Genomic DNA, 20,722 nt, shown 5'->3' with positions numbered 1-20,722 from the left:
GGATAACAGGGAAGCAGAGATAACAGGAAAAGAAAAGACGGCAGGCAAGGATAGCATGACAAAGGGTGAGATGAGATGAACGCAGAGATGGAACAGAAAGAGCAATTGGTTGTCATTGGAAATGGCATGGCAGGTGTGAAATGTGTGGAAAACATTCTCGAACTGTCATCGGATCGGTTTCATATCGTAATGCTGGGCAACGAGCCCCATCCGAATTATAATCGCATATTGTTATCAAAGGTGTTGCAGGGGGACACCAGGCTGGAGGATATTACGCTTCATCCCTGGGACTGGTATGAGCAGCATGGCATTACACTGTATGCGAATGAACGGGTGAAGGAGATCGACACGCATCACAGCAGAGTGATGACCGTAACGGGAAGGCAGGTCCGATATGATCATTTGATTGTGGCGACCGGTTCTTCTCCGTTCATACTTCCAATCCCCGGTGCTGACAAGGTTGGGGTGACGGCTTTTCGTACGATTGCAGACTGTGAGCGGCTCGTGCAGTTTGCCCGTACTTGCCGCAAGGCGATTGTGATCGGAGGCGGACTGCTCGGCCTGGAGGCGGCAAGAGGATTGTTGAATCTGGGTATGGCTGTGAGCGTGGTGCATATTCATCATCAATTGATGGAGAGACAGCTGGATGAGACGGCATCCACCATGCTGCGCTCTGAACTGGAAGAGCAAGGCATGACGTTTCTGTTGAACAAGCGCTCCATGGAAATTACGGGCACGCGCAAGGTTACGGGCTTGCGCTTTACAGATGGGACCGAGGAAGAAGCCGATCTGATTGTCATGGCGGTAGGGATCAGGCCAAATGTAAATATTGCACGCCAAGCGGGGTTGCAAGTTGATCAGGGCATCGTCGTTGATGACTATATGCGAACCTCCGTACCTCGTGTGTATGCGGTGGGGGAATGTGCGCAGCATCGTGGCATTGCCTATGGGCTGGTGGCTCCGCTTTATGAACAGGGCGAGGTGCTGGCGCGATCAATATGTCAGCTGGATACGCTGCCTTACGAGGGTTCTATCCTCTATACGCAGTTGAAGGTATCGGGAGTCGATGTGTTCTCAGCAGGGGATTTCAGGGGAGGAGAAGACAGTCTGTCCATTCGGTATCACAATCCGGTTACCAGGGTGTACAGCCGGATTACGACGCACAATGGCAGAATAGCGGGCGGTGTGATGGTAGGCGATACGACACGCTCCAATCTCCTGCTGGATGCGATTCGGCAGGAAAGTACAGTGGAAGAATGGCAGGAAGTCGAGACGGCAGCCCGGGCCTCTGGCGGCGGGATCTCAGAGCGGGCAGCGAACATGGCTGTCACAGAGACCGTATGCGCATGCAATGCCGTTACGAAGGGCAGGATTGTCACCGCCATTCAGTCAGAAGGCTGTCACTCGCTGAAACAGGTGAAGCAGTGTACGAAGGCATCTGCCTCGTGTGGAGGCTGTCAGCCATTGGTCGAAGCGATTCTCACCCAGGTGCTGTCAGACGATCAAGCGCCAGCAGAGGAAAACAGGCAAGAAGCGATCTGTGCATGTACAACCCTCAGTCACGCAGAGGTTAAGGAGATCATCTATCAAAGTGAAAAGATAACATTCTCGCAAATGAGCGTCCGGAAGGAGTGGCGTGACCCGGAAGGATGCGACATGTGCAGGAAAACCTTCGACTATTATCAGTCGTTAAAGGAGGGACGAATTGCAGGGGATGTCTGTTTGCGAGAACAGGACGGTACGATTCGAGTCATTCTTCCGCTGCCCGGTGGCGTGGTTTCGGCTGGCTTGCTGAATCGATTGCTTCACGTCGTGGATGAGTGCAAAGTGCCCCTCGTGAGAACTTTGCGATCCGGGGATCTTGAACTGGCAGGGATTCAGGAGGCGGATGCAGATGCCGTACTGGCGGCGATTGCGGGAATGGGCCAACCGCTCACGAGTTCGACAGGATACCCGGTTCGTGTTGCTGCGAAATCAGGTCATGCTGCGTCAGCCGGATGGACGGGGACAATGAGGTGGCAGGTATCGACGGGAGAAGCGGTGAGCATGGCTGCCGAGTTCCAGCGAAGCCTCGCATTCCTTCATACACCCGCGCCTTTGATGTTCATGATGAGTGGAACGACCGCCATCGAAGACCAGCTGACGGAGCGGAGCGCGCAGCTGATGGTGAGGGAATCTCCGCTCGGATGGGAAGTATGTATTCAGAAAACGGAAGGGGAGTGGTCTCCTGCGGATTCGAATGTCTCATTGGGAGCTGCGGGAGAGGCGGTGCGGATCAGGGTGGCTGCAGGGTTGAACAAAAACGAGTTGTTGCCTCTCCTTCGGGCGATCGTGCAATATTATCGTTTCACGGCATATTACATGGAGCAGATATGGGACTGGGGAAATCGTGTGGGGTGGGTTGATCTGAAGGAGAAGCTGTTGCAGCCCGCGTGGATTTCGTCTTTTGATTCACTGTGTTCGAACCATGAGCAGCATCGGACGTTTGCAGCGGAGGTTGCTGAGTTTGGCGTTCAACGTACAGCTGAAAATCGTCTGGATTATGATTCCGAGGTTCGTTCCAGGCAAGATTGCGAGAACAGTCCAGAACACGGTCAGTCACCCGCAGCATGGCTGTCTGGTTAAAAAGAAGGGAGCATGCGTATGGACAGGAATCCCGAAGTACGGATGGACACAAATGCCAATCTGCATTCGCAGTGTCCGTTTTGCAGCGTACAGTGCAAGCTGCAGATTGAAAAAAAACGGACTGAAAGGGAGGAGGTGCTGCCTGTTTCCTGGCCGGTTCAGGATGCGTATGAAGCAACCGGGCGAATGAACCAGGCTTCGGAAGGCAGGCTTTGCATCAAGGGGATGTATGCCCACCAGCACGCTTGGCATGAGCAGCGTGTGAAGCAGCCTTTGTTGAAGACGGAAGCCGGTTTCAAGCCCATCACCTGGTCAGAGGCGCTGACGATCATCCGGTCGCGTTGGAACGAGTTGCAGCAGACGGATGGAAGGGATGCGATTGGTGTCTATGGAGGAGGCTCATTAACTAATGAATCTGCCTATTTGCTAGGAAAGTTTGCTCGCCTTGCACTTCGCACCCGGTATATTGATTACAATGGACGCTTTTGCATGTCTGCTGCCGCTTCTGCAGCTCAGCGGGCCTTTGGTATGGATCGGGGGCTGACCAATCCGCTGTCGGACATTCCGTTTGCGTCTTGCATCGTGCTGGCGGGCACGAATATAGCCGAGTGCCAGCCTACTCTGCTCTCCTATTTTCAGCGAGCGAAAGCGAAAGGGGCCTACATCATTGTGATCGACCCCCGCGTAACGAAGACGGCCGACCTGGCCGACCTGCATCTCAAGATCAGGCCGGGATCGGATGCCATTCTCCTGAATGGATGGCTGAAGTGGATGGTCGATCAGCAATGGGTGGATGCTTCCTTTGTTGCGAAACGAACAGAAGGCTTTACAGCGTTGAAGGATTTTCTTGAAGGGGTGGATTTGCAGGAGGTCGAGCGTTTGACAGACGTGCCGCTGCAGCAGATCAAACTGGCTTCAGAGCGATTTGCCCGGGCGAGAACCGGCATGATCTTTACAGCTAGAGGGGTGGAACAGCAGGTCCATGGCTATGAGACGGTACGCAATTTCCTGAATGTGCTGCTGCTGACAGGCAAGATCGGCAGAATGGGTTGTGGATACGGGGCGGTCACTGGACAGGGTAACGGTCAGGGAGGAAGAGAGCACGGGCAAAAGGCGGATCAGCTTCCTGGCTACCGTTCAATCGAGCATGAATCGGATCGGGCCACGATTGCAAAGGTATGGGGGATCGATGCAGACCTGCTGCCGCGAAAGGGAGTTTCCGCCTATGAAATGATGCTGCGCATACAGGAAGGGGAGATTCGAAGCCTGTTTGTCATGGGCTCCAATCCGGTCGTTTCCAATCCCAACGCCCGGCTTGTCGAGAGAGCGCTGCGCAAGCTGGATTTTCTGGTGGTAGCAGATTTTTGCTTGTCGGAAACGGCGGAGCTCGCGGATCTGGTTCTTCCTTCTGCTCCTTTCCTGGAGAACGAAGGAACGATGACGAATCTGGAAGGCCGGGTGCTCCTTCGAGAGGCGGCGACGCCTTTGCAAGGGGAATCGAAGCAGGACTGGCGAATTCTGACGGAGTTGGGGAGGGTGCTGGGGGCCGAGTCCTATTTTGACTATGCCAGTGCCGAGCAGATTTTTGAAGAGCTGCGTGTGGCCAGTCAAGGTGGGCTGGCTGACTATGCCGGGATTACGTATGCGCGCTTGAGAAAGGAGGAGGGCGTATATTGGCCTTGCCCGGACCCTAGTCATCCAGGCGAACGAAGACTGTTTGCAGAACGTTTTGCAAGAGATGGGGGAAGGGCAGAGCTATTGGCGGTCGCTCATCCCAGACTTCCGGAAGAACCATGTTCCGACTATCCGCTCTACTTGACGACAGGTCGGGTGCTGACTCACTACTTGACCGGTGTGCAGACGAGAGGCAGCTATGCGCTGAAAGCAAGGGAACTGGATGCATATATGGAAGTACACCCGTCAACAGGTCGTGAATATGGCCTGACAGACGGGGGATGGGTAAAGCTGTCCTCGCGCCGGGGAGACTGTGTGCTGCGCGCCCGTTTTTCAGATTCTATCCGCAAGGATACGGTTTTTGTACCGATGCACTGGGGCGGATATCAGAATGTAAATCGGTTGACCTTGCCTGAGCTGGACCCGACCTGTAAAATGCCGGGGTTTAAAGCCTGTGCGGTTCAGGTGTCCGCTCTATTAGCGGGGGATTTCATTCAGTCCGAACAACATGGCGGGCTCACCTCCGGCTTGTGAACGGCGTCAGGTGGCGAAGCCGTTCTGGCAGGTCGGAAGCACCATCTGATCGAACCGGATCAGGTCGAAGCAGAAGGAGACACATAAGAGCCTGGTTCGGTCAGGATCACCTCGACGAAACTACCTGCTGAAAGCGGGGGCTGATGTAATGGACGAGGCGGGAGATGCAGCAGGGCATTGCAGTTGAGAAGAGAGGACAAGGCCCCGGATTTGTCCAGACCGCTCGTTTGCACGACCCAGTTGTTTCGCACGGCGCAATAGCGTAGTCGGGCCCTTACATAGCGGTGGACGGGAGAGGATTTGGCGATATCGTGCAGCAATACAGCTTGAACGGTTGCGGGAGCTGTCGGCTGGGTCAGCCATGCCTGGATAAGTGGACGGACAAACAGCTCAAAGCCTACGTAACAGGCAGATGGATTGCCTGACAAGCCGAATACCCACTGTCGATCCCGGGTCAGGGCCGCGGTTGTGACGCTGCCTGGCCGCATGTTGACTTTGTTGAACAGCACCTGCGCCTTTATGCTCTGAAGCCAGGCGGGAATGCGATCGAAATCACCGACAGAGGCGCCGCCTGTCGTCACAAGGATGTCGCACTGCTGCAAGCAATGAGTTAATTTTTCGTAGATATCCGGTTCCTGATCGGAAAGGATGGGGAAGCGAATGCTCTGCGCTCCCCAGCGTGCGATTCGTGCTTGCAGCATGATTGAATTGCTGTCATACAAGCTTCCATAGGGCAATGGTGCACGCAGGGCTTTATCTGCATAAGGGTCGATCAGTTCTGTTCCGGTCGCAACAATGCCGATGATCGGCGGCTGGATAATGTCCACATGTGACAGACCCAAAGCCGCCAGCACCGCGATCTCTCCGGCACCGATCACGTGTCCGGCTCGGAGCACCGTTTGCTCGACGGCAATGTCTTCCCCTTTTCTGGACACGTTATCACCGGGGGAAAGGGGACGAAACACCTGGATAGTCTGTAGTTGCGGGTCATGCTGAACCTGTTCGAGCGGGACTACCGCATCTGCGCCGTCCGGAATTGGAGCCCCTGTCATGATTCGGATGCATGTCTGCGCCTGCAATGAATGGTCAGACCAGTAGCCTGCGGGCCATGTTTCAACTTCCTGCAATTGCACAGGTGCAGAACGGCTCGCTTGCGTGGTATCGGCTGCGCGAACAGCATAGCCGTCATATGGGGAACGGTCAAATCCCGGAATGGGGGAAGGGGCCGTACAGTCTCTGGCGATGACATGATCAAGGGATGCTTCTGACTGTACCCGTTTGGATGGACCGACCTGGCTGTGCCGCAGGATCAGCTGCCGGGCTTGTTCAACGGTCATCATTTTGCGGTGAAGCATGATGGATTCTCCTTTCACTTTCTGGCGGCCTGTCACGCTGCATCTGATTCATTCGGAGGGCGTTTGCATAATCTCGAGGCGTATTCAGGTTCAGGAAGGGTTGCGGCCATCGACTCCAAGTTCGCCACACCTTTTCCGCTATGCAATGGACACGCAGCAGCGGGATGAGGTTTTTCCAGCTGCGGATGCCGCGCTGCAAGTAGGGCAACAGGGTAGATGAGGAAAGGGTAAGCCAGGATGAGAGCGGCTGAGGCTGTCCGTTCCAAAACGGGATATAGGCATCATATTCGCCTCCATCTGCTTGATCTTGTCTGACGTAGTTATGGAAATGATGGAGAAAATCGGTGTCGATGAAAGGCAGATCACAACCGAGAAAAAACACACCAGGAAACGGGATTTGGTTCGTCCGGTAGTGAATGTGAAAAAGTCCGGTAAACAGTCCGGCGAGCGGTCCTTCTCCCGAAAAGGAGGGATGATCCGTTACGGCCGATACAGCAGGAACGTGAGAACAGGAATGATGAATGGGTTCTTGCCGCCCGATGATGTCCTGGACAGCCGCAAAATGGCGTGAGGACGCCACAATCACAACCTGAGTGGCTACAGACAAACACGTCTGGAGCTGATGCTCGATCAAGGGAACGCCTTGAAAGGGAAGAAAGGCCTTGCATGTTCCCATCCGACGGCTTTGGCCGCCTGCTGTCAAAATGACCGTCGCAGCGAATTCACTCAACAGATCGCCTCCTTCCAAGCAGAACCTACATATCATAATATGTAAATAAATATAACACATAAGTACAACGAAAAGAAGATATTTGAATAAACAATTGGAATTCATCTGCTTTTAACAGTTTTTTTGAAAGTATTCATCCGTTTTGATGATGAAATCTGTTTTTTACTTGACGTATGGAGACATTTTTCATAAACTAATGTTAAGTAAATTGACGTAATTGTTCCACAAAGGCGTGGGACGTTTGGCGATGGGGCCAGCTTTGCTCGAATTCCGAGCAGAGCTGGCTTTTTTTGATTGAATCGGTTCGTATTCTGAGGAATTCTAGGAGGAGATGGCATGCTGAAGGATTTGTTTCGATTTCGTGATGAGAGAGTAAAGGTCTTGCATTTTACGACAATTGCCTTTTTTATTACCTTTGTTACCTGGTTTAACATGGCTCCACTTGCGACGACGATGATCGAGAGCACGGGCTGGCTGACGAAAGAAACGCTCGCCATTTTCGGGATCATTAACGTGGCCCTTACTGTGCCGGCACGTGTCGTGATCGGAAGTTTGCTGGATCGCTTTGGACCGAGGATTGTCTTTTCGGCTTTGCTCGTTACGATGTCCATCCCGACTTTTGTGTTTGCCTTTGGAAATGATGTCGCACAGCTTGCCATTTCCCGGCTATTCATGAGTTGTATTGGTGCGGGGTTTGTGGTGGGCATTCGCATGGTGTCGGAGTGGTTTCCACCCAAGCAGGTCGGATTTGCGGAGGGGTTCTATGCAGGATGGGGGAATTTCGGTTCGGCCTTCGCGGCTATGACCTTGCCCTGGATTGCGCTCTCGCTCATTGGCGGAGACATGGGCTGGCGGTTGAGTGTCGCCCTGACCGGCTTGATATGTCTGGTTTACGGATTTATCTATTATGCAGTCGTGAAGGATACGCCAGAGGGAAAGGTGTACGCCCGCCCGCGCAAATCGGCAGCCATGGAGGTCAGTACCTGGGGGGATATGCTTCAATTGATCGCCTGGACCTTCCCGCTCGTCGGTGTGCTGGGGCTGCTCGTATGGAAGCTGGATAACAAGTCGTTTTTGTCCGGGACGTGGATCACAGCGCTGTATGTCTTGCTCGGTCTGGTTTTCCTGTATCAGCTGATTCGCATCTTGCAGGTGAATGTACCGATATTGAAGAAAGGCGTTCCGGAGGATGATCGCTACAAATTCAAAAATGTAGCCGCCCTGAATACCACCTATTTTGCGAACTTCGGGGCGGAACTAGCCGTCGTCTCCATGCTGCCAATGTTCTTTCAGCAAACGTATGCGATGGGGCCGGAGAAAGCAGGTCTGATCGCCTCCTCATTCGCCTTTGTCAATTTGTTTGCCAGACCGCTGGGTGGCTTTCTGTCCGATCGGTTGAACAGCAGAAAAAATGTGATGCTGGTGTACATGTTGGGGATCACGGCCGGATTTTTCGCGATGAGTTTCATTGGCTCTGCCTTCCCGCTCGTGCTGGCCATCGGCTTGACGATTCTGACTTCGATGTTCGTACAGGGAGCGGAAGGGGCCACCTTTGCGATGATTCCGAATATCAAGAAACGAATTACCGGACAGATCGCCGGAATGACAGGTGCCTACGGGAATGTGGGTGCTGTGACGTACTTGACCATTCTGACCTTCGTATCGCCTAACCAGTTTTTCATGATCCTCTCGGCAGGGGCGCTGATCAGTCTGCTGTGCTGCTGGCTGATGATTGAGGAGCCGAAGAACAGTTTTGCTGACGAATATGAGATGTCTTCGGTGGATCGCGAAATGATGGAGACGGAACCAGTGATTCAGCCGGCGGCCTCTCCCGTGAGCACAAGTGCAAAGGCATCGGTTGTTCAAGCGCCGCTCAAATTCAAATAAGCATTGTAATCACAAGGAAAGAGCTAAAGAGCTAAAGAGCTAAAGAGCTAAGGAGCCAAAGAGCCGGGGAAACGAAGGAGGTTTCCCGGGCTTTTTTTGCGGTCTGAATCGGTCCTGCTCGCTTACCTATTGACAAATGAATTTTCCGGGCGTATCATTGGTTCCTGTCAAACAAAAATCTGATTAAAAAGGTAGGAATACAAGGAGCTGATTGCATTGGAAAACAATTTGATACAGGCCATCCAGACCAACTGGGTTAGCTTGCTCGTATCGGTGATTATGATTGCCGCGCTATATGTGCTGGCGAAAAAGAGAGTGAAGTTCGGAACTCGAGTCCTGATCGCGCTGGGACTAGGACTGATTGCCGGCTTTTCGCTGAATATATTCGATCAGGATGCTACGAGTGTCCAGACGATCGGAACCATTTATGTGAATCTGATCAAGATGCTCGTGATGCCGCTTGTAGCGGTGCTGGTCATCAAGAGTATTACGTCCATTTCCAATCTCGGTCATCTGCGCAAGATTGGGATTAAGACGATCTCCATCTTCCTGATTACGACCGGAATCGCGGCGACCATCGGGCTTCTGGTTGCCCTGGTATTTAATCCGGGCTCCGGCATTACCCAATCCGTGCCGGAAGGGTTCACAGCAAGGGAAGTACCAACCTTCTCGCAAGTTATTCTGGATCTGGTGCCTTCGAATCCGATTGCGGATATGGCAGCAGGTAAAGTAGTGCCTGTGCTGATTTTCGCCATCTTTGTTGCCGTGGCGATTGTTCACGTCGGATCGAAAAAGCCGGAAGCGGTGGAGCCTGTGAAAGCTTTCGTTGCTTCGTTTGCAGAAGTGATGAACCAGGTAACCAAATACGTGATTCGTCTGACTCCATACGGGGTATTCGCGCTGATCGCGTCCATGGCGGCGCGCTACGGGATTGATACGCTTACCCCGCTGATGAAAGTGATTGTTGCGACTTACGTGGCGCTCGGCTTGCATTTTATTTTGACCTTCGGCGGCCTGGTTGCTTTTGTTGCCAAAGTCAATCCGATCAAGTTTTTCCGTAAAGCATACCCGACCATTGCCGTTGCCTTTACGACACGCAGCAGTTACGCAACTTTGCCTGTCAATCTGGAGGTTATTACGAAACGAATCCGGGTATCGGACAAGATTGCCAGCTTCGTGGCCCCGCTTGGCGCTACGATGAACATGAACGGCTGCGGCGGCATTTGGCCGGCGATTGTAGGGATCTTCGTCGCTGGTGTCTACAACATTGATCTTGGGCTGTCGGAATACGTCCTGATTGTACTGGTCAGCATGATTTCCTCCATCGGGGTCGCAGGTGTGCCTGGTCCTGCTTCGATTTCCACGACCGTTGTCCTGACTGCACTTGGCTTGCCGCTGGAAGGCCTGGGTCTGGTGCTGGCGATTGATGCGATAGTAGATATGGGTAGAACTGCCGTCAATGCGACAGGAACGACAGTCAGTGCGTTGCTGGTTGCGGAATCAGAGGGTGAGTTTGACCGGGAAGCCTTCAATCGGGATGAAGAAGATCAGCTCGAAATGAACCCGGCGTAACTATCCACATTGTGATGATCAAACAGTAAAAAACAACTTTTAAAAAAAGTTCAGCCAGAGATGATGCTGGTTGACCTAGTCATACGCAAAGAACCTTCCTTCTGTCCTGGACAGTGTTTGGAAGGTTCTTTGCGTTCATGCGGTTTCATGTGTACGCTTATGCACATTTACGAGAATTCACGGATTATTGGCTGAATTTCAAACGCATTTTGGTGATGGTGGACGTCTCAGAATTTGCGTATAAATAGATGTGATAATCATCTACCAAGTAGTGCATGATCCATTGATTGTCCAATTCACTCATTTCCTCAAATTGGGGTTGGCCAAGCACTTTTTTAGCGTTGGCAGGGGTCGAGATCGGTTCAGCCGGATAATAATCAATGGCGAGCAACTGGGCTGCAGCAGGTCCCTTTTCTATGTAGTCCGCATAGTCGAAATGGAACATGCAGTTATCGTATTGCAGGTAGTATGAGCCTTCCATGGCCCCTTCTCCGGCTGGTTCTCCCAGATCCGTCAGGATGGTTTGGGCATTGATTTCATTGGAGAGTTTGTAATCACATCCCATCAGTGTGCCTTCGGCAGCCATTGGAAGAAAGTCTGCTGAAAAATCTGTGGACGTTTTTAACTCATGATTGACGCGAATTTCACGGGTTTGAGCATTCCAGGATACCTCTGCGCCGAGGGATTCACTGACAAAGCGAAGTGGAACAAATACGCGGTTGTCTACCATAAAGGGGAGAATATCCAGTGTGATGGGATTTCCGTTGGCGATTGCTTTCTTGCTGTTCATGGTGAGGATGGCTTCGTGCTCTTCATCCTGAATGAGGATTTGACTGGTCTCTCCTTTCCACGTGACGGTAGCGCCTAAATCTTCAAGCAAATCACGAAGTGGAACGACTACGCGATTGTCTTCGATGTAAGGCGCTGGGGCGTATTGCTCCTGATCACCGTTAATAAACAGGGTAACGGGTGTGAAAGCACCAGCCTGGCTTGCCAGCAGTCCGGTGAGCAGGATCAGGAAGACAAACGTGAGGAAAATGGTAGTGAGTGGATTGATTTTTTTTAGTTTGATGGCTTTTTTCATCATCGACACCCTTTCATGCTTGTTCTGTAGTTAATCATGGATTAACCATTTCTTTCACGAGTGAAACGCTTTAAATTTGGAATCACACAGGATATGATGCGTGGCAAAATAATCTAGATAGACATTGAAGGATTCATTGAAGGAGTGATGATGTGATGGAAACGACGGGGACTGTGGAGGAGGAGTTGCTGAAGTTTGTTCGGCAATGATATGGCAAGAAAGATGTCATGCATAATGAGGATCATATTCGGCGAGTTCATCATGCGGCTATGGAACTGGCGCGGCATGATCCGCAAGCCGATCACACCGTATTGCGTTAAGGCTGTTATTTGCAAGGAATGTGTACCGGGTTGAAGAGGAGATTCGGGCATTTTTTGCGAGTCATGATGGCGAGTCATGATATCGAGGAACAGCAGGTGGAGCGTTATGTGCGTGTGGCCTAGGAATCGCAGAAGGATGTAGATTCGGAGTCAATGGAAGGGATGATTTTGCATGATGGTCATCTGCTAGAGGAAGGCAGAACGTTCATGATCGTAAAAAAGAGTGAGCATGTAAATGAAAAGGCAAGATGAAGGGTCAAAGTATAGGAAAATACAATCTTCGGTGATGGAGGTTAGTCCCATGAAAATACGTGATGTTTCTCGATACCTCCCTCGGGATAAGCATGATGAAGAGCATGTTGAAAAATTGAAACAAGGGGAGATGATGGCGAGTGGAAATACTTTTTGCTTCTAGGCATAGTCAGCAATCTCCCTCCCGATGTAAAAGAAGCGTTGAGGGAAGAATTGCTTCGCATCCAACATGATCCAACTGAGGACGAGCTCCATTCTGAGGTTGATGAGACCGCTGCAGATTTGCTGAGAACGATGCGTCCATAACACGCTATCCGCCAATTTGCGACATTCTTCTGGCCGTGGGGGTGCGGGAGAGGGATTGCTTCAGAAGTGCTTCGGCCATTTCGTGATTTTGCGGCTTGCCATTGATCGCCTTGTGGAATTGATCGATGAGAGCCTGCTCATCATGCAAGACCGGCTTGAGCGCAATCTCTTCCTCCCAGTAGAGACAGGACTTTAACTGTCCGTCAGCGGTGAGACGAAGACGATTGCAGCTGTCGCAAAAATGACGGCTTAAGGGATGGATGAGACCGACTGTACCTGGTGCCCCCTCGAGCTTCCAGTTTTCAGAGGGGCCATTCCCGTAAACATGTTCAGCTGGCACGAGAACCATACCATTCTGTTCACATAAGGCATGAATGGAATCGATGGATACATATTGAGAGCGCCACTGTTCATCGGCGTGGCCGATAGGCATGTACTCAATAAAACGAACCTGAATCGCATATTGCTTCGTTAACGATACAAAGGACAGGATTTCATCGTCATTTACCCCTTTCAACACGACCACGTTGAGTTTGATCGGAGAAAAGCCAGCTTCAAAGGCAGCCTCCAGGCCTTTGAACACCTGTTTCAAATGGCCACCGCGAGTGATGGCATGATACCGTTCCGGAACCAGCGAATCGAGGCTGATATTGAGACGGGTGATGCCAGCTTCCTTCAGTGCCCGCGCTTTACGAGCAAGGTGCAAGCCGTTGGTCGTCAGTGCAATATCCTCGATGTGTGGAATCCGGGACAGACGCTCGATGATGTCGATCAGATCCTTGCGTACGGTCGGTTCTCCTCCGGTAAGACGCAGCTTGCGAATGCCCAGCTTCGCAGCGGTCTCAACGATTACAGTAAGTTCCTGCGGGGTGAGTAAATGAGAAGCGGGTTCAAAGGTCATGCCTTCCTCCGGCATGCAGTAGACACATTTCAGGTTGCACTGATCTGTCACTGAAATACGCAAATAATCATGTGCACGTCCGTAGGCATCAACGAGTTTTGAAGACGGATTCAGGTTAAGAGCTTGTTCGTACAGGCTCGTCATTCTCATTCCTCCATTCACAGACTTTATTTCAGATGAACCGCTTGGTCTCAGAAGTAACCTCTCTTGCATTCAGCCCTCGACAGGGCTTTCGGAGGACTTGAACAACGGGATTGGGGGTGTGCGGTCCCTTGCATCATGCGGTTTTGTGGATGTCGGGAGTCTGCTGGACTGTTCTTGATGCAATCGCTGCTGCACCCAAATCAACAGGTCTTCCGGCTGCTGAACAGAAAATAAAGGCCGTCCTTCCAGCAGGTGAGCTTCGCATTTGAAAGTAGGCCATACAGCGACTCCCTGTATGTTCAAACACGTCTTCAATTGCTGGTATTCCTCTTTTGTTCGCACGAGCAGCAGTTTGGGCAATGATTCGGTTTTGAAGCCCTCTATGAACAGGAGATCCAGCGCGCCGTATACGCCATACATATTGGCAATCATTTCTCTGAGGGAATAAGGTCTTGCGACCTGCACCTTCATTTCCAGGGGAGAGAGCAAGGCGGTTGCTTTTGCTCCTGCTGCCAGAAACGTGGTTGAGTCCTTGCCGGGGGTGTCCAGCGGAACGGGGAGATGATGATGCTTGATTACCCCGATGCGGTACCCCTGCTTGGTTAACTCGCGAGTCAAATATTGAATCAGCGTTGTTTTTCCGCTGTTTGAGAAACCCACCAATTGCAATTCCATGCCTACCCCTCCTTTCACGTTCTTTGTGTTATTTATATGATAGTATACCTTACATAGTTATTGAATATCAATCCCTGTCGCTATATAATGTCAATATAACTAACACATTTTCATTGGAATTACTGTATTCTATCTATTGTATTCAACCTATTAGGTGCAGGAAGGAGTGAGGAAATGGAACAGGCATGTGAAACGCTTGAATTTTTTTGTTTGACGGAAGAAGAGTTGAACGTGGAGGCTGTAATGAAGACGGTGATGCATGCATCTGCCGGAGCCGCATTGTTATTCCTGGGGACGGTCAGACAGTTTACACATGGACGAGAGACCCTTCAACTGCGTTATGAAGCCTATCCATCCATGGCTCTGCGTATCATGCGTGAGATTGGGGAGGAAATCCAGTGTAAATGGCCGGGCTCTGAGGTAGCCATTCATCATCGTACCGGCATGCTGAAGATTGGAGAGATCGCTGTGCTCATTGCCGTTTCCTGTCCCCACCGCCGAGAAGCCTATGAAGCCTCACAATATGCGATTGAGCAAGTTAAGTCGAGGCTGCCTATATGGAAACAGGAATATGCGCCTGATGGCACCTTCTGGGTCACGTCATGCTGTGCGCATGAAGGCTTGACCGCTCGGCCCGAACATACAGAAACGGGGGAAGGAAGATGGTGAAGGTCTTGTTGTTTGCAGCGATTGCCGAGAAAACGGGTCGGAGAGAATGGTGCCCGGAGCTGGGGCAGGGGACGGTAGGGCAGGTGGTGGAGCAGCTAGTCATGCGGTTTCCGCAAATCAGGGATGAGATAGGAACTTGTTTGTTTGCAAAAAATGAACGGGTTGTGGATCAAGACGATGAGGTAGGGCATGGTGATGTACTGGCGATCCTGCCTCCCGTGAATGGAGGTTGATCGGATGGCAAAACTGACTCACTTTAATGAGCAGGGACGCGGGAGAATGGTCGACGTTTCAGCTAAGTCCGTGAGCATGCGACAGGCGACGGCCAGCTCACAAGTGGCCATGAACGTTCATACGTGGCAGGCGATCCAGGATCATCGGATGGAAAAAGGGGATGTGCTGGCGGTTGCTCAGGTTGCAGGCATTATGGCAGCCAAACAAACGTCCAGCTGGATTCCGATGTGTCACCCCCTGCTGCTGACTGGAGTGGATTTGACGTTCCAGTTTCCGTCAGAGGGCGTCATTTCTATTCAAGCTACGGTCAAGACGAAAGGAGAAACCGGTGTTGAGATGGAAGCATTGACGGCAGTGAGTGCCGCTGCTCTCACCATTTATGATATGAGCAAAGCAAGCGATCCCTTTATGACGATCGGACCTACCTGCTTGCAGGAGAAGCGGGGAGGGTCTTCGGGCACGATCACACGCACCCCCGATCAGGAAGAGGGTGAAGGACGGTGACGGATCTCAATCTGTCTGTACGTGAGGTGAGGATTCCGATTGCAGTGGAAGAGGCAGGCAGGCGAATCGTTTCCCGCTGGTCAAGACCGGATACGGTTCAGGTGTCTCTGTCTGATGCTTACGGCTATGTCTTGGCTGAGCCGTTGGTAGCCGAGCACGATGACCCTCCCTTTGATCGGGCGGTAATGGATGGATATGCCATACGTTCCCAAGATACTGAACTGGCAGCCCATCATCAGCCGGTAACGTGTCAGATTGTCGGTACCTTGCCCGCTGGAGCGTGTTGGCCTGCATCGTTGCAAAAAGGTGAAGCGGTACGGATTATGACAGGGGCGATGCTGCCTGAAGGATCGGATGCGGTGATCCCGTTTGAAGAAGCGGAGATCTGCACGCAGGAGGATAGCGGGGATCAGGTTGCTCGGCAGGACGACAGGCAAGAAGATAAACCGCACGAACTGACAGCCAGAACGCTGGTTATCCGATCTCCCTACAAAGCGGGGAAACATGTGGCTGGCAGAGGTTCCTTCACATCTGTCGGGTCGTGCATAGCGGAGCCAGGAACCGTCATTACCAGCGGAACGGTGGCGGCATTGGCTGCTTTTGGCTATCAACAAGTATGCGTGTATCGTCCGCCTGTGGTGGGTATCATGGCGATGGGCAGTGAACTGCTGGAGGTGAACCAGCCCTTACAGGCGGGCCGCATTCGGGACAGCAACAGCTGGATGCTGGATAGTCTGGTTCAGGAACAAGCGATCTTTCCGCATCGTTATTCGTCATTGCCGGATCAGTGGGATCGATGCGTGACGGAAGTTGAGCAGGCATGGAGCGAGGTGGACATTCTGCTTATGTCCGGTGGTGCTTCTGTCGGTGACTATGATTTTTTGCCTTCGCTCTTGAAGTATCTCGATACCGACATCCTGTTTAACAAAGTAGCGATGAGACCGGGGAGTGTGACCACCGTAGCATGCGGCAAGGGAGACAGCGAGGGGAAATGGATATTTGGTTTGTCGGGTAACCCCGCTTCCTGTTATGTAGGATTTCAATTGTTTGTGCGACCGCTGCTTCGCCATCAGTTGGGGTTGTCAGACCTTCATTTGCCACAAACGGTGGCCAGGCTTCGGTGCAGTTTGAGCAGCGGCAATGCCTATACCCGGTATATGCGTGCCATCGTGCATCAAGAGCAGGAGGGCTGGACAGTAGAACCCCTTCCTGTGGATCATCCCGGCATGGTGGCGGCTCTGGCCCAAGCAAATGCGCTGATGATCGTTCCTCCTTCCGAAGAACCTCCTGAAGCAGGGGACGAGATGACGGTTCTATGGATGTAAACGCCAAGGCCTGGACATTGTGAAGGATTTAGCCCTCTTTATCCAGTTCGCCAATAAGGTGTCCAATTTCAGGCAAAATCAGTCTTGTCATCGCGAGCTGAACAGCTTTCGTGGAGCCGGGCATGGAGAATATGGCCATCTGTTGATAGATACCGGCAGTGGCTCTGGACAAAATCGCGGCGCTTCCGATTTCTTCGGTAAAGCTCAAATAGCGAAACAGTTCGCCAAACCCGGGCATCTGCTTTTCCAACATCCCGTTAACGGCTTCATAGGTGCAGTCCCGCCGTGCAATGCCAGTTCCTCCATTGAGCAGCAGCACTCTCGTCTTTCTGTCTGACGCGATACGATCGATTTCGAATCGAATTTGTGCGATATCATCGGGGATCAGGCGATAGTGAATGATTTGATGCCCGGCTGAAAGAAGAGCCTGCTGGAGCCAGGCGCCGCTCTTGTCATCTTCCTTCGTACGGCTGTCGGAAATGGTCAAAATGCTACAGTCGGTGAAACGAGGTGCTTGGCTGCGATGCTTCTCGATCGACATAGGTATACCCTCCTCTTTTCCATTTGGGTTCAAAAGGCAACCCTTCTCTATTCGGTTCCAGGGTCATTGTAGCATACATTTTATTGATATGTAAGAAAAACTAACATAACCAAAGACGTTCAGGTTCGTGTAGATCGATTTCTCAAGATCTCATCCATTTGAAAAGTGTGAACCTGGCAATCTGAAGTCGAGTAGTCCTGAAATCACATACTAAAACTGGACACGTTGAAATCTGGAGCAGTAATGCGGAGATTCTCAAAATCTGTGAATTTGGCAGAGAAGATCAGCAGGTCGCAGACACGGAGGCGATCGATTCGCGAAAAAAGGGATAGGCGGGATAAAGGGAAGCAAAGGTTGCAGGCGAGACAAGGGGAAGGTGGGGTGGAAATGTGGGAAAAGCAGGAGATGCAGAGTAGAGAAGGGAGACTGGGGACGCTAGAAAAACAAGAGAGCCAAGTGGGTCAAAAGAGTAAAAAGTTTCAAAAGAAACAAGTGAGCCATCAGAATCAACCAAATCAAGTCAAGCAAGTGAACAAAGTCAACCAACAAAACCAACAAAACCAACAAAACCAACAAAACCAACAAAGCCAACAAAGCCAACAAAGCCAACAAAGCCAACAAAGCCAATGCAAGGAAGGGAACCATCAGAAACATGGTTACAGCGAAATAGACACCAGGCGGTATGACAGACAAATGCGAGTAAGGAATATCGGACAGGACGGTCAGGAGAAGCTCTGCTCGAGCCGAATTGCGATCGTAGGCATGGGTGCACTGGGATGCATGCTTGCCCAGCATCTGGTTCGCAGCGGAGTCGGCTATGTCCGTCTCATTGATGGCGATACCGTAGAGCTGAGCAATTTACAGCGACAATTGCTTTATGATGAGGCCGATGCGGCTGTGTGCAAGCCCAAGGTGATCGCAGCAGCCGACAAGCTTTCCTGCATCAACAGCCAAGTGGAGTTGTCTGCCATCTTTACGGAATTGCATGCGTGGAATGCGAGAGAACTGCTGGCGGATATAGACCTGATACTTGATGGCTCTGATCGAATGGATACACGGTTGCTGCTAAATGATGTCAGCTTGAAGCTGGACATTCCGTGGATTTATGGGGGAGTGGTCAGAGATGAAGGCATGTATGCAGTGTTTCAACCTTCCCGGACGATCTGCTTTCGCTGTCTGTTTGCCTCTCATGGCTGGGAATCTCATGCTTGCAGGACACAGGGTGTGCTGAGTCCTGCCGTAGCCGTAACTTCTTCGTATCAGGCGATGGAGGCGATCAAGCTGCTGACGGGGGCGACGGATGCTGTTACGCCTTATGCGCATTATTTTTCCATGTGGGAGGATTTTCGCTATCGCATTGATTTGCGTCAGGACGGGAAGGAGCAGCGGATGGTGTGCAAATGTGCGCAGCGCGATCACGAGAAGGTGGAGATGGAGGCGGAACTGATACATCGGGGAGGATTGGCTGTCCCGGAGTTGGATGTCAGGCTGCTATGCAAGCAAGGAAAGGTGCAGATCACTTCATTACGTCCGTTGACCCTGAATTTGCAGGAGCTGGCAGAACAGCTTGCATCCAAGGGAGTAATTGAGCTGAACCGTTATCGGTTGCGCTTCAGGCCCGGTAGCATGACGGTCCAACTCACGTTTTTTTTCGATGGCCGAGTATTTATGGATGGACTATCAGATTTGGAAGAGGCCAGACAGTTGTATCTGAGGTATGTGGGGCAGCATGCCGGGCGAAGTGAAAGCACCGGGTAAGGCTGAACGTTGCGAATCAAAAATAAATTCGAAAGGGGAGTTGGAGATGAGCCGACTGCGTGATGTACAGAAGTTTCCAGTTGGTAGAGGGCTGACGGTCTGCGTTGTGGTTGTGGCGGTCATGGCAATCGGCTGGCTGTTGCAGGCAGGTGCATCCCGCTCCTCTTCCTCTGTGGAGCTGACCATTTCGGCTGCATCCAGTCTGGCTGGAGTCCTGACAGAAGCGGGGCAGGCCTATGAAGAAAAGCATCCGGGTGTGAAGCTTCACTTCCAATTTGGCGGTTCGGGAGGGTTAGCCGAGCAAATTCGGCATGGCGCTCCGGTTGATCTGCTGCTCTCTGCCTCGCGTTATCAAGTGGATGAGCTGATGGCCCATGGTGAACTTGATGAGTCTTCGCACCGTCTGTTTATCGCCAATTCACTGGTCGTTGTCGTACCAAAGGCATCCCCCGTGCAACAGATGGATTGGCCGGATTTGCTGCACATTAATCTGGATACAATTGCCGTTGGACAGCCAGGCGTTCCGGCAAGGGATTATATTCGGCAAAGCGAACCGTTAAAAGCGGTATGGGAGAAGCTTGCACCCCAAGCAGTTTGGACAAAAAGTGTCCACCAGGCGCTGACCTATGCAGAAACCGAACAGGTAGATGCCGCCATCGTTTATGCGACTGATGCCATGCGCTCTGAACATGTTCGGGTGGTATGTCACCTCTCACCGTCGTTGTATGCGTCTATCCATTATGCCGGTGCCGTGACTCGGGACAGTCGTCATCCGCGTGAGGCCATTCGTTTTTTGATGTATTTGACCAGCGAAGCGGGGCAACAGCATTTTCGCAGGTATGGCTTTAACGCCGTGGACACAGGTACAGATGCGAACCGTTTATCAGGGCAAGCGAGGTTAGACGGGGGTGAGGAAGGATGAGCGGATTGTCTCCCTTATTCATTTCCGTAAAAGTGGTGGGTGTGGCCAGTGTGCTCGTGTTTATATTCGGCCTGTATGCCGCCTGGCGTCAGGATCGTCCGCAGGTGAGATCGAGGCGAGCAGTGATGATCAGGGAAACGCTGTTCATGCTGCCGCTGGTGCTGCCGCCCTCCGTGATCGGTCTCCTGCTGCTGTACGGGATCGGAACGCAAGGGCCTGCAGGTCATCTGCTGCAATCGCTGTTCGGCGGTACACTTGTTTTTACCTGGTGGGCGGCGGTCATCGCGGCGATTGTAACGGCTTTTCCACTTGTCTACCAGACCTTGAAGATTGGCTTCTCCGCTGTCAGCACGGATGTGAAAGAAGCAGCCAGATCCATGGGCGCGAGCGAGTGGCAATGTTTGCGGTATATCATGCTGCCGATGATGGGGAAGGCTTGTCGTACCGCATATTTGCTGGGACTGGCACGGGGGCTCGGAGAGTTCGGGGCAACCTGGATGGTCGCCGGCAACATCCCTGGCAAAACACAGACGATTCCGCTTGCCATCTATTCGGCGGCTGAGACAGGACAGATGACACTGGCCTGGTCGTGGACGTTGGTGTCGATTCTCCTGTCCCTGCTGGTGATTGCCTGGATGCAGGGAGGCAAATATCCGGAGCATGCAGGAGAATAAAGGCTGTGCAGGGAATACAGTTGCAACGACTGAGTG

Annotated in this window: 18 protein-coding genes; 12 read left to right on the top strand and 6 right to left on the bottom strand. The window is 52.0% G+C overall.

Translation table 11 applies throughout. The features are described from left to right. Positions 1 to 75: 75 nt before the first annotated feature. The gene (nirB, locus tag ACFSUC_RS01805; RefSeq protein WP_379927709.1) at positions 76 to 2,625 is read left to right on the top strand and encodes a nitrite reductase large subunit NirB; all 2,550 of its coding nucleotides are present in this window, start codon (positions 76 to 78) and stop codon (positions 2,623 to 2,625) included. A gap of 18 nt (positions 2,626 to 2,643) precedes the next feature. Further along, positions 2,644 to 4,833, top strand: coding sequence for an assimilatory nitrate reductase catalytic subunit NasC (gene nasC / locus ACFSUC_RS01800; protein WP_379927707.1), 2,190 nt, complete (start codon positions 2,644 to 2,646; stop codon positions 4,831 to 4,833). Positions 4,834 to 4,892: 59 nt separating this feature from the next. On the opposite strand, the gene ACFSUC_RS01795 is transcribed toward nasC, so the two are convergent. Further along, a complete protein-coding gene (locus ACFSUC_RS01795) occupies positions 4,893 to 6,188 on the bottom strand; it encodes a molybdopterin molybdotransferase MoeA (protein ID WP_379927705.1) in 1,296 nt (431 codons plus the stop codon). After that, on the bottom strand, positions 6,160 to 6,918 hold the full coding sequence (locus tag ACFSUC_RS01790) for a molybdenum cofactor guanylyltransferase (protein WP_379927703.1): 759 nt from the start codon (positions 6,916 to 6,918) through the stop codon (positions 6,160 to 6,162). Before ACFSUC_RS01790 ends, ACFSUC_RS01795 begins: the two co-directional genes overlap by 29 nt. 336 nt (positions 6,919 to 7,254) lie before the next feature. On the opposite strand from ACFSUC_RS01790, the gene ACFSUC_RS01785 reads away from it, so the two are divergent. Further along, the gene (locus ACFSUC_RS01785; protein ID WP_379927701.1) at positions 7,255 to 8,805 is read left to right on the top strand and encodes a NarK family nitrate/nitrite MFS transporter; all 1,551 of its coding nucleotides are present in this window, start codon (positions 7,255 to 7,257) and stop codon (positions 8,803 to 8,805) included. Positions 8,806 to 9,021: 216 nt separating this feature from the next. Then, the gene (locus ACFSUC_RS01780; RefSeq protein ID WP_379927699.1) at positions 9,022 to 10,377 is read left to right on the top strand and encodes a dicarboxylate/amino acid:cation symporter; all 1,356 of its coding nucleotides are present in this window, start codon (positions 9,022 to 9,024) and stop codon (positions 10,375 to 10,377) included. A gap of 184 nt (positions 10,378 to 10,561) precedes the next feature. Here ACFSUC_RS01780 and ACFSUC_RS01775 read toward each other — a convergent pair whose 3' ends face one another. After that, complete coding sequence (locus tag ACFSUC_RS01775; RefSeq protein ID WP_379927697.1) at positions 10,562 to 11,461, bottom strand: copper amine oxidase N-terminal domain-containing protein; 900 nt, start codon at positions 11,459 to 11,461, stop codon at positions 10,562 to 10,564. 686 nt (positions 11,462 to 12,147) lie between these two features. On the opposite strand from ACFSUC_RS01775, the gene ACFSUC_RS01770 reads away from it, so the two are divergent. Beyond that, positions 12,148 to 12,339: a DUF5071 domain-containing protein gene (locus ACFSUC_RS01770; RefSeq protein ID WP_379927958.1), complete on the top strand. Its 192-nt coding sequence runs from the start codon at positions 12,148 to 12,150 to the stop codon at positions 12,337 to 12,339. 4 nt (positions 12,340 to 12,343) lie between these two features. Here the strand turns inward: ACFSUC_RS01770 and moaA are convergent, their stop codons facing one another. Continuing rightward, positions 12,344 to 13,384, bottom strand: coding sequence for a GTP 3',8-cyclase MoaA (gene moaA / locus ACFSUC_RS01765; protein ID WP_379927695.1), 1,041 nt, complete (start codon positions 13,382 to 13,384; stop codon positions 12,344 to 12,346). 69 nt (positions 13,385 to 13,453) lie between these two features. Then, positions 13,454 to 14,059, bottom strand: coding sequence for a molybdopterin-guanine dinucleotide biosynthesis protein B (mobB, locus tag ACFSUC_RS01760; RefSeq protein WP_379927693.1), 606 nt, complete (start codon positions 14,057 to 14,059; stop codon positions 13,454 to 13,456). A 174-nt stretch (positions 14,060 to 14,233) separates the two neighbouring features. Between mobB and ACFSUC_RS01755 the strand changes: the two genes are divergently transcribed. Genes ACFSUC_RS01755 through ACFSUC_RS01740 form a run of 4 tightly spaced genes read left to right on the top strand, consistent with a single transcriptional unit; the run spans position 14,234 to position 16,791 of the window. Beyond that, the gene (locus ACFSUC_RS01755; protein ID WP_379927691.1) at positions 14,234 to 14,728 is read left to right on the top strand and encodes a molybdenum cofactor biosynthesis protein MoaE; all 495 of its coding nucleotides are present in this window, start codon (positions 14,234 to 14,236) and stop codon (positions 14,726 to 14,728) included. Then, a complete protein-coding gene (locus ACFSUC_RS01750) occupies positions 14,722 to 14,961 on the top strand; it encodes a MoaD/ThiS family protein (RefSeq protein ID WP_379927689.1) in 240 nt (79 codons plus the stop codon). The genes ACFSUC_RS01755 and ACFSUC_RS01750 overlap by 7 nt, the downstream gene beginning before the upstream one ends. A gap of 4 nt (positions 14,962 to 14,965) precedes the next feature. Then, positions 14,966 to 15,466, top strand: a complete 501-nt coding sequence (moaC, locus tag ACFSUC_RS01745; RefSeq protein ID WP_379927687.1) for a cyclic pyranopterin monophosphate synthase MoaC — start codon at positions 14,966 to 14,968, stop codon at positions 15,464 to 15,466. Further along, positions 15,463 to 16,791 (top strand): molybdopterin molybdotransferase MoeA, encoded by a 1,329-nt coding sequence (locus ACFSUC_RS01740; RefSeq protein WP_379927685.1) that lies wholly within the window; start codon positions 15,463 to 15,465, stop codon positions 16,789 to 16,791. Before moaC ends, ACFSUC_RS01740 begins: the two co-directional genes overlap by 4 nt. A gap of 28 nt (positions 16,792 to 16,819) precedes the next feature. Here the strand turns inward: ACFSUC_RS01740 and ACFSUC_RS01735 are convergent, their stop codons facing one another. Then, entirely contained in the window at positions 16,820 to 17,332 is a 513-nt protein-coding gene (locus ACFSUC_RS01735) for a MogA/MoaB family molybdenum cofactor biosynthesis protein (protein ID WP_379927683.1), read from the bottom strand. 693 nt (positions 17,333 to 18,025) lie between these two features. Between ACFSUC_RS01735 and ACFSUC_RS01730 the strand changes: the two genes are divergently transcribed. Genes ACFSUC_RS01730 through modB form a run of 3 tightly spaced genes read left to right on the top strand, consistent with a single transcriptional unit; the run spans position 18,026 to position 20,686 of the window. Continuing rightward, entirely contained in the window at positions 18,026 to 19,090 is a 1,065-nt protein-coding gene (locus tag ACFSUC_RS01730; RefSeq protein WP_379927681.1) for a ThiF family adenylyltransferase, read from the top strand. Between the two features lie 46 nt (positions 19,091 to 19,136). Further along, positions 19,137 to 20,012 (top strand): molybdate ABC transporter substrate-binding protein, encoded by an 876-nt coding sequence (gene modA, locus ACFSUC_RS01725; protein WP_379927679.1) that lies wholly within the window; start codon positions 19,137 to 19,139, stop codon positions 20,010 to 20,012. Further along, positions 20,009 to 20,686, top strand: a complete 678-nt coding sequence (modB, locus tag ACFSUC_RS01720; protein WP_379927677.1) for a molybdate ABC transporter permease subunit — start codon at positions 20,009 to 20,011, stop codon at positions 20,684 to 20,686. Before modA ends, modB begins: the two co-directional genes overlap by 4 nt. Positions 20,687 to 20,722: the final 36 nt, after the last annotated feature.

The sequence above is a fragment of the Marinicrinis sediminis genome (assembly GCF_042685085.1).
In the GTDB taxonomy this organism is placed as follows: Bacteria; Bacillota; Bacilli; order Paenibacillales; family KCTC-33676; genus Marinicrinis; species Marinicrinis sediminis.
The sequence above is the reverse complement of the archived record's forward strand: the minus strand, read 5'-3'. Positions and strand labels throughout refer to the sequence as shown.